At 44.5% G+C, this 16,990-nt stretch carries 14 protein-coding genes and 1 riboswitch; of the genes, 4 read left to right on the forward strand and 10 right to left on the reverse strand.

What is annotated here, in order from left to right:
- Positions 1-16: 16 nt before the first annotated feature.
- The 4 genes from ESE_RS0107695 to ESE_RS0107710 form a co-directional block, all read right to left on the reverse strand.
- Positions 17-577, reverse strand: a complete 561-nt coding sequence (locus ESE_RS0107695) for a GNAT family N-acetyltransferase (protein WP_010373573.1) — start codon at positions 575-577, stop codon at positions 17-19.
- Positions 578-644: 67 nt separating this feature from the next.
- Positions 645-1,751 (reverse strand): SLC13 family permease, encoded by a 1,107-nt coding sequence (locus ESE_RS0107700; protein ID WP_010373574.1) that lies wholly within the window; start codon positions 1,749-1,751, stop codon positions 645-647.
- Positions 1,752-1,828: 77 nt separating this feature from the next.
- A complete protein-coding gene (locus ESE_RS0107705; RefSeq protein WP_010373575.1) occupies positions 1,829-3,157 on the reverse strand; it encodes an APC family permease in 1,329 nt (442 codons plus the stop codon).
- Between the two features lie 144 nt (positions 3,158-3,301).
- Positions 3,302-3,571, reverse strand: coding sequence for a hypothetical protein (locus ESE_RS0107710; protein WP_010373576.1), 270 nt, complete (start codon positions 3,569-3,571; stop codon positions 3,302-3,304).
- A 244-nt stretch (positions 3,572-3,815) separates the two neighbouring features.
- Between ESE_RS0107710 and lepA the strand changes: the two genes are divergently transcribed.
- Positions 3,816-5,597, forward strand: a complete 1,782-nt coding sequence (gene lepA / locus ESE_RS0107715) for a translation elongation factor 4 (RefSeq protein WP_010373578.1) — start codon at positions 3,816-3,818, stop codon at positions 5,595-5,597.
- 70 nt (positions 5,598-5,667) lie between these two features.
- Here the strand turns inward: lepA and ESE_RS0107720 are convergent, their stop codons facing one another.
- A complete protein-coding gene (locus ESE_RS0107720) occupies positions 5,668-7,068 on the reverse strand; it encodes a sugar porter family MFS transporter (protein WP_010373580.1) in 1,401 nt (466 codons plus the stop codon).
- A gap of 267 nt (positions 7,069-7,335) precedes the next feature.
- Here ESE_RS0107720 and ESE_RS0107725 point away from each other — a divergent pair, with 267 nt between their 5' ends.
- The gene (locus ESE_RS0107725; protein ID WP_010373582.1) at positions 7,336-7,899 is read left to right on the forward strand and encodes a helix-turn-helix domain-containing protein; all 564 of its coding nucleotides are present in this window, start codon (positions 7,336-7,338) and stop codon (positions 7,897-7,899) included.
- Between the two features lie 65 nt (positions 7,900-7,964).
- Here the strand turns inward: ESE_RS0107725 and ESE_RS0107730 are convergent, their stop codons facing one another.
- The 5 genes from ESE_RS0107730 to ESE_RS0107750 all read right to left on the reverse strand — a co-directional run bounded on the left by ESE_RS0107730 (position 7,965) and on the right by ESE_RS0107750 (position 14,597).
- On the reverse strand, positions 7,965-8,915 hold the full coding sequence (locus tag ESE_RS0107730; protein ID WP_010373585.1) for a beta-galactosidase small subunit: 951 nt from the start codon (positions 8,913-8,915) through the stop codon (positions 7,965-7,967).
- Positions 8,896-10,791, reverse strand: coding sequence for a glycoside hydrolase family 2 protein (locus tag ESE_RS0107735; RefSeq protein ID WP_029237492.1), 1,896 nt, complete (start codon positions 10,789-10,791; stop codon positions 8,896-8,898). Before ESE_RS0107735 ends, ESE_RS0107730 begins: the two co-directional genes overlap by 20 nt.
- A gap of 168 nt (positions 10,792-10,959) precedes the next feature.
- Positions 10,960-13,077, reverse strand: a complete 2,118-nt coding sequence (locus ESE_RS0107740) for an AAA family ATPase (RefSeq protein ID WP_010373589.1) — start codon at positions 13,075-13,077, stop codon at positions 10,960-10,962.
- 284 nt (positions 13,078-13,361) lie between these two features.
- Positions 13,362-14,099, reverse strand: a complete 738-nt coding sequence (locus ESE_RS0107745; RefSeq protein ID WP_010373590.1) for a 3-oxoacyl-ACP reductase — start codon at positions 14,097-14,099, stop codon at positions 13,362-13,364.
- Entirely contained in the window at positions 14,100-14,597 is a 498-nt protein-coding gene (locus tag ESE_RS0107750) for a QueT transporter family protein (RefSeq protein ID WP_010373592.1), read from the reverse strand.
- A gap of 5 nt (positions 14,598-14,602) precedes the next feature.
- Positions 14,603-14,647: riboswitch (PreQ1 riboswitch) on the reverse strand.
- 115 nt (positions 14,648-14,762) lie between these two features.
- Here ESE_RS0107750 and ESE_RS0107755 point away from each other — a divergent pair.
- Together ESE_RS0107755 and ESE_RS0107760 are read left to right on the forward strand one after the other, a co-directional pair.
- The gene (locus ESE_RS0107755) at positions 14,763-15,230 is read left to right on the forward strand and encodes a hypothetical protein (RefSeq protein WP_010373594.1); all 468 of its coding nucleotides are present in this window, start codon (positions 14,763-14,765) and stop codon (positions 15,228-15,230) included.
- A gap of 118 nt (positions 15,231-15,348) precedes the next feature.
- Positions 15,349-16,956: an APC family permease gene (locus ESE_RS0107760; protein ID WP_010373596.1), complete on the forward strand. Its 1,608-nt coding sequence runs from the start codon at positions 15,349-15,351 to the stop codon at positions 16,954-16,956.
- Positions 16,957-16,990: the final 34 nt, after the last annotated feature.

Genomic DNA, 16,990 nt, shown 5'->3' on the forward strand with positions numbered 1-16,990 from the left:
TACTAACGTTACGTTTTTAGTGGTCATACTCTGTTTTTAAGATGCTGTAAACGTTACTATCCACGAAAGTGCCATTTGGTAACCTTTCATAGTCGCGCAAACGGCCTTCATACGTCATCCCCGCCCGTTGCATAACCCGACCAGAGGCAGCATTATCCGGCGCGTGATAACTATCGATACGATGGAGGCCGAGTTGTTCAAAACCAACCCGAATAACTGCTTTTAACGCTTCCGTCATGTAGCCAGAGCCCCAATAATCGTGATTCAAAGCATACCCAGTCTCGGCGCTCGCATTCTTTTCCGTCAAACGGATGTCAATGCTGCCAATCATTTTGCCGCTGGCTTTTTCAATCAAAACGTATTTCCCCAGCGGATCAGCCAAGTGATACCGTCGGATACTAAATTCAAGCGTTTCCGCCACTGACTCAGGTACCGGTACGTGAATCCAGCGTGTCACTTCCGGATCATGAAACAGTTCATACATATCAGCCGCATCCGTTTCAACCGCATGTCGCATCACTAACCGTTCTGATTCAAATTGCGTTAAGTTCGCCAATCTTGTTTTTAATTCACCCAATGTAAAAACCCCCTACTAAAGCATTTGTTTTATGCTAGCAGAAGGCTTTTGAACGGTCAATTATTTTTTAATTTAATTTTAATAAAAGCAGACCAAGTGGGATAAATATTAATAACAAAAGAACGTTTATCAGCATAGAACGCGTCGGAAATGACCAAGACTGTTCGTCGGTTTGAAGTTGGTATTGGCGCCAGGCTAATAAATTAGCCAACGAGGCAATAATCGTCCCTAAACCACCAATAGAGGCCCCTAAATAAAGTGGGTAAACCAGATGTGTGAATTTTGATAACAAAATCGCACCGGGGACGTTACTGATAACTTGACTCGTCAAGATGCCTGCAAAAAACACTTTGATTGGTCCATCCGTCAAATGGGTTAACACCGATTCTAAAACTGGCACTCGACTCAGCGCCCCCACAATGACAAAAAATCCCACAAAAAGCAGCAACACCCCATAGTCAATTTTAACAAAGGTTGTTCGGTCATAACCTAACGCTAATAGCCCACTTGCAATAAGTGCAACACCAATCGGTAACGCGTTCAGAATAGCAGCTAGTACAACGACCGTGACTAGTAACACCACTACCATGTGTCGCTTATTGATGGGGTGCTTCTCTAGCGCAACTGCTCCAACAGTGTCGTCGGCAAACAAATACGTTACTAAGAAGAGCAAACCAAGACTTACCATGCCTAAGGGCAATGACATTTTAAAGAAGTCTAGTGCCGGCAATTGATAAAACGATGCCAAATACAAGTTCTGCGGATTGCCAAACGGTGTCACCGCACTACCCAAATTAGCAAAAATAGTCATGAAGACCAACGGTAAAATCATCTTAAGTTGGATTTTACGAGCAATTGTAACAAAAATGGGGACCAACGTTAAAATGGCCACATCATTTGTGAAGAGCATCGATCCAAAAAAAGCCATCAGGAACGTCACCCGAATAATCTGACGAGTGGTTTGAAAATGGCTGACAACCGTACTAGCGACATAAACCAGCAGACCTTCAGTTTCATAAACACTCACTAACATCATTAACGCTGCCAGGGCGATGATGGTATGGGCATTAATATCAGACCAATGTACGTTACCAAAAGCCAAAGCCAGTAGCGCCAAAACACCAGTTAACTGCAATGTCCGATCAGCAAGTAATCGTTTCCAGATAATTTGCATAATAATTCCTAATTCTTTCTAGTTTAGATATCCAGTATATAGTAAAAAGCAGGCCTCAACGAGACCTGCTTTTTTGTTTATAGTTGACGCTTACGCTTTTGCATGTAGAAATATAATGGCAATCCCGCCAAAGTTAGTAGCAATCCAATCACTGCCAGTTGGAATTCTGAGATTAACGTCATCACAATGATGAACAAACCACCTAGAATACCGATAATTGGCACAACCGGATACAAAGGTACCTTATATGGTCGTGGCAAATCTGGTTCTGTGATGCGCAATTTGATAACTGCGACAAAGACCAACGTATAAAATAGCCAAATCACGAAGATTAGCATGTCCGTCAATGTGTCAAACCCACCAACAAACATCAAAGCAATTGCCAATACCAATTGGAAGATACCCGCAACATATGGAATTTGGAAACGATTCAATTGACGTAGTTGCTTTGAAAATGGCAATTCATTTTCCAAAGCCATTGCATATGGCAAACGCATTCCTGTCATCGTATAACCGTTCAATGTGCCATAAATGGAAACCAAGATACCGATGGTGATCAATTTACCACCGAAACCACCAAAGATATGTGAGGCAACATCCATTGAAGTATTCTCGTTACCAGCAATTGCGCCAAATGGCAATGAATGCAAGTACACAAAGTTAACCAACACATAGATGACCATAATACCCAACAAACCACCAGTGATAGCACGTGGCAAGTCACGACTTGGATTCTTCATTTCACCGGCAATATTACCAACGTGAATCCACCCATCATAGGCGTACATCGTTGCTAGCAAACCACCGCCAATTGCTGTCGCCCAGCCACCAGTATGTGCACCTGGTGTTACTGGGAATAGACTAACATCAACCCCGCCTGGTTGCAGCAACCCAAAGATTACGATTAACGCTAATGGAATTAACTTAAAGAATAATGTAATCGATTGGAATTGTCCTGCCACTTTTGAGCCCAACAAGTTAATGAGGAACACAGAAGCAACGGCCAAAACACCGGCCGGGATAATTGCATTCGTTGACAGGTGAAATAAATTAGCAACTTGCGTACCAAAGATGACACCCTTAGCAGCGACACTTGCCGGGAAGTAAACAATGATTTGTGCCCAACCAAGTAAATAACTTGGCAACTTACCGTAAGCCCGCTCAATGTACACCAACATACCACCCGTTTGTGGTAATGCTGCTGCCAGCTCAGCACCAGTTAATCCGGCAGCCAAACTAATCAACCCACCTAATATCCAGACAAAAATCGACATACTAGTTGAACCGGTTGCTGATGCAACACTAGACGCTTTAAAGAACACGCCCGCACCAATCACCGTTCCCATAACCGTTGAAACGGCTGGTAGTAACGTCATGGTACGATTCAATTTGTTTTGCTCGTTCATGAGTTGCCCCTTATTCATAATTTTTTCAATATTGTATTATTTTACCAGGTTCCGCACCCGCTGTCTTTTTAAATGTCAGTAAAACTAACATCAACCTGTAACAAAAAAAGCCGGCACATCATAGTGGCCGGCTTTCATTTAATTTTAGCGTACTTTAGCTGAACGCAACTTACTATGTGTTGCGCTCTCAATTTGACGAAGTGTCGCAGCGTCAACGTGTAACCCACTGGCAATTTGACCAAAAGTCCACGTTGGGTGGCGCTCACACAAATCCAAATAATGTTCGACCAACTTTTCGTTGACCTTGGGTTGTGCAACTGTTTGTGTCCCATTCACTGCAAAGTCCTCAACCTTTGCTTTTTCGAAGCTGTAATGCAACGTGCTGGGCCCCATTTCACCTGATGAATAGTCCATATCTTTAATCCCCCGTGATTGACAATAGACTTCCTTTCTCTATATGCACAATATAATAGCATGCTTACAAATCAAAAGAAAGAAACATTTCGGCAATGTTCTATGCCTAAATTATGTAAAATTATAGCGTGTAAGCCCATACATGTCCTATATAATTTTTATTGTTCGGGAAAATGACATAGAAACCTAGAAACGGCAAAAAAATGGTAAACTAGAGGAATATTATTTTTTAGAAGGAGATCTCATGTCAAACCGACAAGCACTCATTCGAAACTTTGCCATCATCGCCCACATTGACCACGGTAAGTCTACCTTGGCCGATCGCATTATGGAGATGACGAACACTGTCTCAGAACGCGAAACAGAAGCCCAATTACTCGACGATTTAAGCGTTGAGAAGGCCCACGGTGTCACTGTAAAGTCCCGCACCGTTCGTAACTACTATATTGATAACACTGGCACTGAGTACCAATACAATCTAATTGACACGCCTGGTCACGTGGATTTTAATTACGAGGTCTCTCGTAGTCTATCTGCCACTGACGGTGTGTTGCTCTTGGTCGATGCCACAAAGGGAGTTCAAGCCCAAACTGTTGCCAACTACCGTCTTGCGAAAGCTGCTAACCTGGTGATTATCCCGATAGTTAATAAAATTGATAATATGGCCGCTGAGGTCGACAAGACAATTGAAGAACTACTTGACTTAGATGACTCATTCCGCGAAGAAGACATTCTAAAGATTTCTGCTAAAAGCGGTCTTGGTGTCGACGCTGTGTTGGAAGCCATCCGCGACCGAATTCCAGCACCTGCTGGGGATGAGAGTGGTAAATTGAAAGCTCTAGTCTTTGACTCAAAGTTCGACCCCTACAAGGGTGTTATCGTGCAAGTTCGTTTGTTCGATGGTCAACTAAAGTCATCAGACAACGTGTTGTTTATGGCCAACAGCATCAAATCACAAATTAAAGAGATGGGTGTCTTCTCACCGTTGATGACCCCATTAGACACTCTCCAAGCCGGGGATGTTGGTTTCATCGTTACCGGTATCAAAGACGCTCGAGCTGTCCGTGTTGGTGATACGATTACGTTAGCAAACGATCCCGTCGCAACGCCCCTTCCTGGTTACGAAGACGTGGAGCCAATGGTTTACGCCGGACTTTACCCCCGCGGCAGCGAATTCAAGGATTTGAAGATCGGCATCGAAAAGCTTGGTCTAAACGACGCGGCTTTCCAATACGAGCCCGAACAATCCGAAGCGCTCGGTATGGGATTCCGTGGTGGTTTTCTAGGTATCTTCCACTTGCAAATTATCCGTGAGCGTTTGCAAGAAGAATTTGGCCTAGATGTCCTGACAACGATGCCCAATTCAACGTATCGCGTGACCGTTAAGAATGAAGACGAACCCTTATACGTTGAAAATCCAATTCAATTCCCAGACTACGGGCAAATCGTAAAGGTTGAAGAACCGTTCATGCTTGCTAAAATGACCCTACCAAACGAAATGTTGAATGACATTATGCGTTTGGCTGAAGGTCGCCGCGGTGAATTAGTTGATTTGGCTACCATCGGTTCGATGCTAATGGTAACGTACCGGATGCCAATTTCAGAAATCGCCTACGACTTCTTTAACGAACTCAAGTCAGCTTCACACGGTTTCGCAACCCTCTCAACCGAGTTTGATTCTTACCAAGAATCTGACTTGGTTCGGATTGATATCGCTGTCGATTACGCGAAAGTCGATGCCCTCACATTCGTGATGCACCGTTCTAAGGTTGATCGCGTCGGTAACGAAATCGTCTCAAAGCTGAAGGACTTGATTCCGCGCAAGTTACAATCAATGCCAGTACAGGCAATTGTTGAAGGACGCGCTATCTCACGTGCCGACGTACCGCCGCTACGTAAAGCACAGGCCTCTGGTACGAAGGTCTCAAAGAAACAGCAGCAATTACGTCGCCAAGGCCAAAAGAAGAGCGATATCGAACTGCCCCAAGCAGTCTTTGACGCAATCCTCGATATGAATTCTAATTAAAAAACGACCGTTCCCATAGGAACAGTCGTTTAACGACACGTTAGCGTTTACAACGCTAGCGTGTTTTTTATTAGCGGTTCGTAACTGGCTTACCAGATACTTCAGCTGGTGATTCACCAGCACCAAGTACTTCAATTTCTTCCAATGAACGACCACGTGTTTCTGGAACAGCAAAGCGAATGAACGCAACACCGAGCAAGCAGATAACACCAAAGATAGCAAAGACTGCTTCTTGCGGCATTGATGCGGTCATGATTGGGAACAACAACCCAACTGCAAATGAACCAATCCAGTTGAATGATGAAGCCAATCCTGAACCACGACCACGAATAGCCAATGGGAACAGCTCACCAACCAAAACCCAAGTCAATGGGGCCCAAGTAACAGCGTAGAATGCCACGTAAATGCACAAGAAGACAACAATCATCATTGGGTGCGCATCCATGAATGAGTTAATCAAGGCTGGGAAGATAAATGACAATCCCATCACCGTTCCACCGACCATCAACAATGTACGGCGGTTAAACTTTTCAGCGATGACCAAGAACAACAATGATCCAGCCACCAAGATAATTCCTTGAATAATTGGCCACATCAACGCATCACTGGCAGCCTGGCCAGTTGCCTTCTCCACAATCAAAGGAATGTAGTAGAAGATGGCATTCGCACCTTGGAATTGCTGGAATGCAGCGACTCCGATACCGGCAATCACCAACTTGCGGTAACGACCTTCTAGCAAAGATCCCCAAGTTGTGTTCTTTGAAGCTTCTGACTCAACTTCTGCCATTTCTTGAATTGACGTCAATTCGTCATCAACTTCTTCTGGCTTACGAATCCATGACAACACCTGACGGGCTTCGTCAATCTTACCTAACTTCACCAAGAAACGTGGTGACTCAGGCAAACGCAACACACCTAAGAACAAGATCAAAGCCGGTACCGCCGCCAATGACAACATCAAACGCCAAGCGATGTGTTCTGGCAATCCCTTCAACAAGAAGTCCATGACGTATGAAATCAACATACCAGACACGATCATGACTTGATTAATTCCTGACAAACGGCCACGCAATGCTGCGGGTGCCATTTCTGACATGTAAGCAGGTACCAAGGCTGAAGCAGCACCAACGGCCAACCCCAGCAACACACGCGTCCCAATCAAATAACCAACAGCGTCGTGTGGTGATAATCCAGCCAAAACTGACCCGATCATAAACAAGACGGCTGATAGCAACACCATCTTACGACGACCTAGCTTGTCAGACAATTGACCCGCCAAGGCACCTCCAGCAATAGCTCCCAACATCAAAGATGATGTAATCCAACCAACCACTGCGGCATCGTTCAAATTCCAATCACTTTGCAAAAATGGCAAAGCGCCAGTCATAACCCCAATGTCATAACCGAATAGGATTCCCCCAAATGCGCCGAAGAAGTAAATAAATCCGCTTGGGATTTTCTTCTCAGACATGAAACAATTCCTCCAAATGTATAAAAATGATGTGTAAACGCAACAAAACTAATTGTCCGTACAATTGAACAGTAAATCTAACCCCTCGGCCCATTTGTACTGACACCATTCTGTCAAAACGACTTTTCGTTAAAAGAAAACGTTTTCAAGAACATCTTTATTATACACATTGTCCGTACAAATTGTAAAATATTCTGTTAAACCGGACAAATACCGGACGAATTGTTAGTAACGCCCCATTCGTCCGGTATTTGTTATAATAATGTCATGAATAATTTAAAAACCTTACGCGACTTTTTCCAACTTGGCGCAACCGAAGTTAGCCAAGCGTTACAAATTACTGTTGCAGAGCTTAACGACTACGAATCCGGTAAAAAACAACCGGAAATTTTGATGTGGCAACGTTTTGCTGAATATTATGCGGATAAGTTTCACGTTGACGCGTTGCCTGATAACACTGAGCCGATTCATTTCCGTCTTAGTGTTGACTACTTAATGAATATCGGGTTAACCATGAATGATCTCTTGGCCTTCAAATGGTATTTTGATAACACCCGGCCGGAAATTGGTGAATTTACAATCGCGTTATTGCCAGCCAACGGGCAGCCTAAAACGGAACGTCGGACCACTGACTTAGCCACCGTGTTGGACGAATTTGCTGGTTATATCTTGTTGAATCACGACGGCACCATGAATCAATTTATCGATGAACGTCATGATAACAAAGTCAGCGATTGGCGAATTCTGCTGTACAAAAACGAAGAATTCCGCATCGACGTCACACCTGATTTAATCTATTTTGATCAATTAGTTAACATGACGATTATGTAGACCGCATTTAAAAAGTGGCTTGTGAACGGCGTTTTGAGTTCACAAGCCACTTTTTTACTGTCATACTAATCAATTCTCTCTGCTGCTAGCGGCGTAATCAAAAACTGAACCTGATGATTCTGTTCACCCGAAACACGATAGGCTGGTTGCACATCTGCACCCCAGCTATCAATACCGCCAACACCGCGAACGGCACCCAAAATTGAAACAACACCACGTCTTACAGGGGGTAACTCATTCAAATGCGTGGCTGCTTCAAGCTCCAACGGCGAAAAAGGCAGCACTGAGAAAGCAAACGGTTGTGCAAGTTTTTCGATTCGCAGTCCTTGTTGTGCCAAATTTTTTAAGACCACCGAATCCGTTTTAATATGCATCCCCATTTCTTGGGGGACTAAATACGGTGTTATCGGCATTCCCGCGATATCATACGTACCAACCTCACCACCGCGCCAGCGGTCTGGATATGTTTCTCCCGATAGGCCTGTGTAGGTGTACCCTTGCAATGGCGTCGGCGTTACAAATCGTAATCCGAACACCGGTAGTTCTGGTAACCCTTTCCGACCAGTATAGTGTGCCGTCACCTGTAATTTTCCGGCCGGCATCACGGTATAGCTAATGTCAACCGTCGTTTGCGGTTCAGTCGCGGTGGTATACGTAAACACAATCGTCACTGTCGTGGCAAATTGCTGGTCATCATAGTGATTATTTTGTGGCGCAATTGGCTGACCAATGGTTTGCTGGTCGACTGACACGACAAAATTGGTAACCGTACTGAATTGGTCAGCACCAAGCCATTGTGCTGACCGGCGCGAGAAACCATTCCCCCGATCGTTATCGGTCGTGGCACGCCAAAAGGCTGGCTTCGGGCCACGGTATAGCCACTCTTGTCCACCGAATCGTAACGACTCCAGACCACCACGTTCATAACTAAATAAATAACTCACTGCCCGATGATGCACGCCAAGGACACCATCTCCGTAAACAATACGTAATGGCTTAGTTGTCAAATTGTTCATAATAGTACGCTACTTCCTGTAAAGCTGGTTTTGGTTGACGGTCAGCAAAGAATAATCCATTACCGGAAAACTCGTAATCCGAATGGCGATCATTGAAGTCACCACCATAACTTAATACTTGTTCACCTGTTATGGCGTCATGTTGCCAAAGCGCCTGGTCCACATAGTCCCAGACAAATCCACCTGTGTAAGCTGGCGACTGATTGTACAGCGCCATGTATTCATCAAAGCCGCCAACTGAATTCCCCATACTATGCATGAACTCGCAGTTTAGGTACGGTTTGACCGGCTTTTGCTGGAGATACGCTAAAATGTCTGCCGGAGATGCATACATCCGACTTTCAACGTCAGAAATCACTGCATTGAATTGGCGATTGTGAAAGACACCTTCATAATGGGTTAACCGTGTCTTATCGTGCTCCTTATATAATGCATTCATTGCGGCAATATTTTCACCCGCATATGATTCATTACCAAGTGACCAAAATAGAATCGAGACGTGATTTTTAAACTGCTCATAATTGCTACGTGCCCGATCTAGCACCACTTCTCGCCATGATTTATGACTGCCTGGTACATTCACAGAAGGCTCAACGGCGCCCATTTTTTGCCAGGTACCATGAGATTCTAAATTGGTTTCCGCCATAACGTAGACGCCCGCTTCATCCATCATGAAATACCAAGCCATTTGATTTGGATAGTGCGACGTTCGCACCGCATTGATGTGAAACTTTTTAAACAATGCCACATCTTCTGCCATATCAGCCACCGTCAACGCACGTCCACGGCTTGGGTGCCACTCATGCCGGTTCACACCATTTAAAAACAATCGCCGGCCATTCAACTGAATTTGTTGTTCAGCCGTTACTGAGAGCGTCCGAAACCCAATTCTGTACGGCACAAAGGCTAATTCGGTGCCATCAGCCGCCCGAATAGTCAGTTGCATTTCATATAGTATCGGCGACTGATGCGACCATACTTGTACCTCCGGGACTGACAACTCAAAAATGACGTCATCATTCGCAAGTGGACGTTGGGTCGTCGCCACCACCTGATTATCTGGACCAATGACAACCGCTTCTAGTCGTGCATCTATTAACCCGGCGTGTTGCACAGCAACCGTCCCCGTTACTTTCCCCAAGTTGTCAGTAACGGTTGGCACAAAGGACACATCTTGTATATCAACCAGTGCACTTGCTTCTAACCAGACACTCCGGAAGATGCCCGAAAAGCGAAACATATCCTGATCCTCTAAGAATGCCGCTGTGCTCAACTTATAAACAGCCACGGCTAAAAAGTTCTCACCGGGTACCAAGTATGACGTGATATCAAACTCCGCCCGACTGAAACTGTCTTCTGAATACCCGACAAAGTGGCCATTGACCCAAACATACATCGCCTGTTCGACACCTTCAAATTGCAGTCGCACCGTACGATTCGTAAAATATTCTGGCACTTCAAATGTCCGGGTATATTCACCCACCGGGTTATCGCTAGCTTCGCTAAAAATACCGGGATAACTCGTTTCATCTTCATCAATCATTGGTGGTCGCCGATACACCTGGCCATCCCATGGATATAACGTATTAATATACTGAATTTGACCAAAACCTTGTAACTGAATATGGCCCGGCACTTGAATAGAGGTAAAATTTTGCCGAGCAACCTGATTCTTTGGCTCAAAAAATGCCGGCGTACGATGTTGTGGTGTTTCACCATAATGAAATCCCCATGTACCATCCAGCGACTGTCGTAACCGCTGTGACCCATTTCGATAAGCCGATGCCGACTCATATACAGTGTGATCACTACGGGCAGGCAATTTACCAACTCTAAAAACCGTCGGATCATCCAACCATGCTAATGATGCTTCCATAATTCCCCCAATCATGTGTAAACGCTTTCAAATTATAGTTTACACACATTCCACAAAATAACCACCCGGCGTCTTATGACGATTCGTTACTTAATACCAAAACAGCGCCCAAACCGTACCGACAAAATCGGCCGTTTGAGCGCTGTTTATTAATCATTTGTAGTCAGCTTAGTCCGCTGTAACTTCTGAAATTTCAATTGTGTCGTCAACCAAATCAGCTTGCAAAGCCTTAGCATCCAAGTGATCCAAGTAGAAATCAGTCACCTTGTCACGAATTTGTTGTTCAATCACACGACGCAGTGGGCGTGCACCCATTGCTTCATCGTAACCTTCCTCAATCAACCAAGCCTTAGCAGCTGGCGTTACTGACAAAGTAATGTCTTTCTTAGCTAGTGTGTGGTTCACATCGGCCAACATCAAATCAACAATTTGTTGCAAATCATCCTTAGTCAAATGTGAGAATTCGACGATTGCATTAAAACGATTCAAGAATTCTGGACGGAAGTATGGTGCCAAACGATCATTAAGCGTTTGATCAGCAGCATCGTCTCCCGTGAGCGCTTCATTACCAAAGCCCGCATTTGACGTTGCAATCACCACGGTATTCTTAAAGTTGACCGTGTTACCTTGACCATCCGTCAAACGACCATCATCCATAACTTGTAGCAGCAAGGTCAAAACTTGCGGATTTGCCTTTTCAATCTCATCAAGCAAAACGATGGCATATGGTTGACGACGAACCCGTTCAGTCAACGTATTGCTGTTATCATCATACCCAACATAGCCAGCCGTCGCCCCAATCAACTTTGAAACCGCCGTCAAATCCGAATACTCTGACATATCCAAGCGGATGACGTGTTCCTTAGATCCAAACATATCCAAAGCCAATTGCTTGGCTAGTTCAGTCTTACCGGTTCCGGTTGGACCAACAAACAAGAAACTACCAATTGGACGATTACCTTCATCGAAGCCAGCACGATTACGACGAATTGCCCGCGAAACAGCTTCAACAGCCTCATCTTGACCAATGACCTTACCACGTAGACGTTCGTTAATTCCCTTCAAACGCTCAATGTCCGAAGCACCCATTTGGGCAACGGGCACTCCCGTCAAACGCTCAACACTTTCAGCAACATCATTAACCGTCGCCGTCACACGCTTAGCTTCACCAGCATTATCGATCTGCTCTTGTAGCTTATCGATCGTCATCTTGTGCTTAGCTGCTTGCTCATAGTCTTCCTTATCAGCCGCAGCTTGTTGCATGTCACGTTCACGCTTGATATCTGCCTCCAAAGATACGACGTCGGCCACTGGATTCTTCGCAGCCAAGTGAGCAGCTGTCATATCCAACAAATCAATCGCCTTGTCTGGCAATGACCGTTGTGGAATGTATTGCACTGAATAGTCGACCGCGGCCTTCAAAACATTATCTGGAATTTCAACATTGTGGTGTTCTGCATACAAATCGCGAATCCCCAACAAAATGTTGAACGTATCTTCTGAACTAGGCGCGTTGACCGTCACCTCATTGAAACGACGTGCCAAGGCCGCATTCTTCAAAATCGTGTTACGGTACTCGTCTTGTGTCGTGGCCCCAATAACCGTGAACTCACCACGGCTCAAAGCTGGCTTCAAAATATCGGCCAACCCCTTCGAACCAGAATCGCCACCCATGGCACCCGTGCCTAAAATTTGGTGAATTTCATCAAAGAAGATGATGACATTTCCCGCTTCTTTAACTTCCTTAATCAAATTTTGGACATTCTCTTCAAAACTACCACGGTATTGCGTACCCGCCTCGATACTTGAAAGATCAATTGAGATAATCTCTTTGTTGCGGATTGAAGCTGGCACATCACCAGCAATAATCGCTTGTGCTAATCCTTCAACCACAGCCGTCTTTCCGACACCTGCATCACCAACCAGTACCGGATTATTCTTCGTGCGACGGCTCAAAATTTCAGCCGTTTCCTGAATCTCCTTATTTCGGCCAATCACTGGATCCAACAAACCTTCACGTGCCTCTTGTGTCAGATTACGACCAAGTTTAGCCAACATGCCGTCTTGCTTCATCGTACCATTCTGTGGCTCAACCTCTGGCAAGTCATTACCTTCTTGACCAGGAAGGCGGCCACTTTGTCGATAAGCTGCAAACTCTTCCGGCGTCACCTCACGCCCGTTAATCAAATAACGTGAGTTCTCTGAGTTCAAGCCACCCATGCGGCCCATCATGCGGTTGAAAATATCATTCATATCTGAGTTAAAAGCGTCATTGTAATTTGCCATAAGTTTAATTACGCTCCTTTTTACGTTTATTTTTTAGTCTACCAAGGCTGAGACCCCTCTCTCATTACCTTGTAACATTATTATATACCCGTGACAAACTGATTACAAGTATTTTTTAGCACTCTTTTGCATAGAGTGCTAAAAATAATCACAACTCTGAATAATCCTTAACAAGTGCATGAAAAAAACCGGTTGAATCCAAACGAATTTAACCGGTTTCGGTTTATTTTTTGATTTATTAAACGACATTCTCTGCCGCTTACACGTGATATGACGATTTCATGTCATTTGATTGTCCAGCCACCATCAATTGTAAACACTTGCCCTTGGATGTACGTCGCCTCCGGGCTCGTTAGGTACAGTGTTAAATCTGCGACTTCTTGTGGATCAGCCCACCGTTTGACAGGCGTGTCGGCTGCGACTTGCGCTGCCATTGCACCATCGCCAGCAAAATCAGCCGCATTCATTGGCGTATTAATGGCACCCGGCGCAATGGCATTGACGCGAATCCCCTGGCCAGCATAATCTAACGCCAATTGCTTCATCCATCCTACCAGCGCATGTTTTGACATCGTGTAAGCAGCGCCACCACCGCCAGCAACTTGACCAGCGATCGATGCCATAAAAACAAATGTACCAGCCTGGCGCGCTACCATGTATGGTAGGACCGCCAATGATATTTGAACAGCCGCGTACACATTGACCTGCATCAGTTGTTTAATGGCTGGGTAAGTGGTCGCTAATGCCGGTGTAAAGGCATCCAGTACACCAGCAGTTGAGAGCACAATATCAACCTTTTCCAACAGCTTTACATGCGTTGTTAACCACGTTGCCAGCTGTTCTTCATCGGCCAAGTCTAGTTGAAATGCTCTCAAGCGCGGATGATCAATTGAAATGACTTGTTTATCTAACGCGATGACAGTTGCACCGGCCGCCAAATAAGTCTGCATTTGCGAAAATCCAATTCCGGAAGCTGCCCCAGTCAGCAAAATCGTCCGCCGTTCATAATTTTGAGTAATCATTTATTTTTCCAAATCAACACGACGACTTAATAGGTAGAAAATAATTGCCCCAATAATCAAAGCAGCAAGTTCCCCCAACGCAGTCCAAGCAAATGTTGCCCAGAATGGTGTCTTCGCCATAAAGTATAACTCTGCAGCAACGACCCACATCATCAAGGCATCAATAATCGTACTAATCGCTAAACGTTTCACAACGCTTTTTACCTTGCGTGTCGCAAAGTATGACATCGTCGTCATTGCTAACGTTCCAGCTGTTCCAACGATCATATCAACAATGCCATACGGCGACCAAATGTTAGCGATAAATACACCAATTGTCAGTGCAATGATATAGCGCTTGTTAAAAACCACCAGGTGATTAAACCCTTCTGAAAAGCGCAACTGGAATGGACCATACGATGCAAATGGTAGCGCCACCGTCGCCACGGCATAAAGCGCAGCAATAACGGCAATCAGGGATATATCACGAGCTGAAAAAGACTTCTTTTTTGTTTCCATCTTCAATTCTCCTAGTTTTTTTGAGTGGGATGGTTACGAACCACTAACCTACAGAATAGCAAAATGACACCCGACAAGCAAGCCACGCTTTTCGGACAGGGTTGCTAACCCCGTCCGATATATGCTACTTTAAAGTAATACTAATTATTTGTATGGAGGAATTTTATGAAGCGGTTTTTTGAACGATCATTTATCGTCGGCATCGTCACGACGTTAACAATGGTCACAATTATTAGTATTTGGAATGGGACATGGGTAGCAGGCTGGCATCGACGTACCATCTTAGCTACCCTAACCATTGTCCCGTTAACGTTCATTTTAGCCACTTTGCTGAAAGAGAACGTTACATTGCCACTAGTGATTAAACTACATAACATCTTGCCCAAATGGTTTTCAGAACTCGTCCCTCGTCGGCACTCTATGGCTATTTTCATCGTAACTGGTAATGTGTCAGTCATGTCCTTCTACGGCCTGTATATGTCACATCATTACGATTCACAGCATTTGGTTCTGTCATACTTCATTCAATGGGCCCACACCTTATTTTTCGCAATTCCCTTATTATTATTTATCGTACGACCTCTAATAACCGTCGTATTCGATTTAATTTGGCGTGAGGATGATCCTGCTTAATGTAAATACATACTAAAAGACCGGTCTAGTCCAACAAACCGGTCTTTTTAAGTCCCAAAATTAGATTTTTATGTGATTTTTTGATAAGCTAGTTCTCGTACATGTACGAGGAGGTCACATGAAAAATTCAAAAAAGACCAAAAAAATCGGCCTAATCCAGCTAGTCATGCTTGGATTAGGTTCATTGATCGGGTCAGGTTGGCTCTTCGGTGCCTGGGAAGCATCCCAAGTCGCCGGACCAGCAGCCATTATTTCCTGGGTAATCGGTGGTATCGTTATCGGTGCAATCGCTTATAACTACATCGAATTGGGAACCATGTTCCCGCAATCTGGGGGGATGAGTAAATACGCACAATACACTCACGGCTCATTGTTAGGATTCATCGCTTCATGGGCTAATTGGATTTCGCTCATTACGCTAATTCCAATTGAATCAGTTGCCGCTGTGCAATATATGAGCTCGTGGCCTTGGTCCTGGGCAAAATGGACACAGAGTTTCATGGCCAATGGCACGATTACAAACGAAGGGTTATTAGCCGTTTTCTTCTTTATTGTCGTGTTCACGTTATTGAACTATTGGTCAGTCGAATTGCTCACAAACTTTACAAGTCTTATTTCTGTCTTCAAAATTGGTGTCCCACTATTAACAATCATCATGTTAACTTTATCAGGATTCCATCCTGGTAATTACGGGTCATCACTACATGAATTTATGCCATATGGCACGGCACCAATCTTTGCTGCCACGACAGTATCTGGTATTATCTTCTCATTTAATGCGTTCCAAACCGTTATTAACATGGGAAGTGAAATCGAAAACCCCAAGCGTAATATTGGACGTGGGATTACTTATTCACTATTGATTAGTGGTGTACTCTACATTCTGCTACAGAGTACGTTTATTACCGCATTGAAGCCTGACATGATTGCAGCAAATGGTTGGCACGGCATTAACTTCGCCTCACCATTCGCTGATCTAGCTATTCTACTAGGCATTCACTGGCTGTCTGTTTTGCTATATATGGACGCTTTTGTGTCACCATTTGGAACCGGCGTATCATTCGTCGCTTCTTCAAGTCGTACATTGGCTGCCATGGTAACCAATAACCACATTCCAAAATTCGTCGGAAAAATCAACGATAAATACGGTACGCCCCGTATCGCAATGGTTGTTAATGCCATTTTGAGTATGCTGATGGTCTCAATTTTCCGTTCATGGGGAACGTTGGCCAGCGTTATTTCAACGTCAACCTTGATTGCTTACTTGACTGGACCAGTAACGGTTATCTCATTGCGTAAAATGGCGCCCGAATTCACCCGTCCATTCCGTGGTAAAATTCTTAAGTTTATGGCACCTCTGTCATTCGTTCTTGCTTCATTAGCAACGTATTGGGCAATGTGGCCTACCACTGTAGAAGTGATTTTGGTTATCTTGCTTGGCCTACCATTCTATTTCTACTACGAATGGCGCAATGGTTTCAATAAAACGAAGCGTGCCTTTGAAGGTAGCTTCTGGATGATTGGCTACTTGATTTTCATTTCGATTATGTCTTATATTGGGTCGAAGGAATTCAACGGTCAAAATTGGATCCATTACCCATTTGATTTCGTGGTAATTATTGTTGGCTCTCTCTTGTTCTATCACTGGGGAACCGTCAGCCACGTCATGACGAAGTATTTCAAGCAAGCGCAACGCGTGAACGCAAAGGTTAAATTTAAAAAATAATCAAAAAAACCTGATGACTTTAAGTAATCATCAG

Source organism: Weissella cibaria KACC 11862 (genome assembly GCF_000193635.1).
GTDB classification, from domain to species: Bacteria; Bacillota; Bacilli; order Lactobacillales; family Lactobacillaceae; genus Weissella; species Weissella cibaria.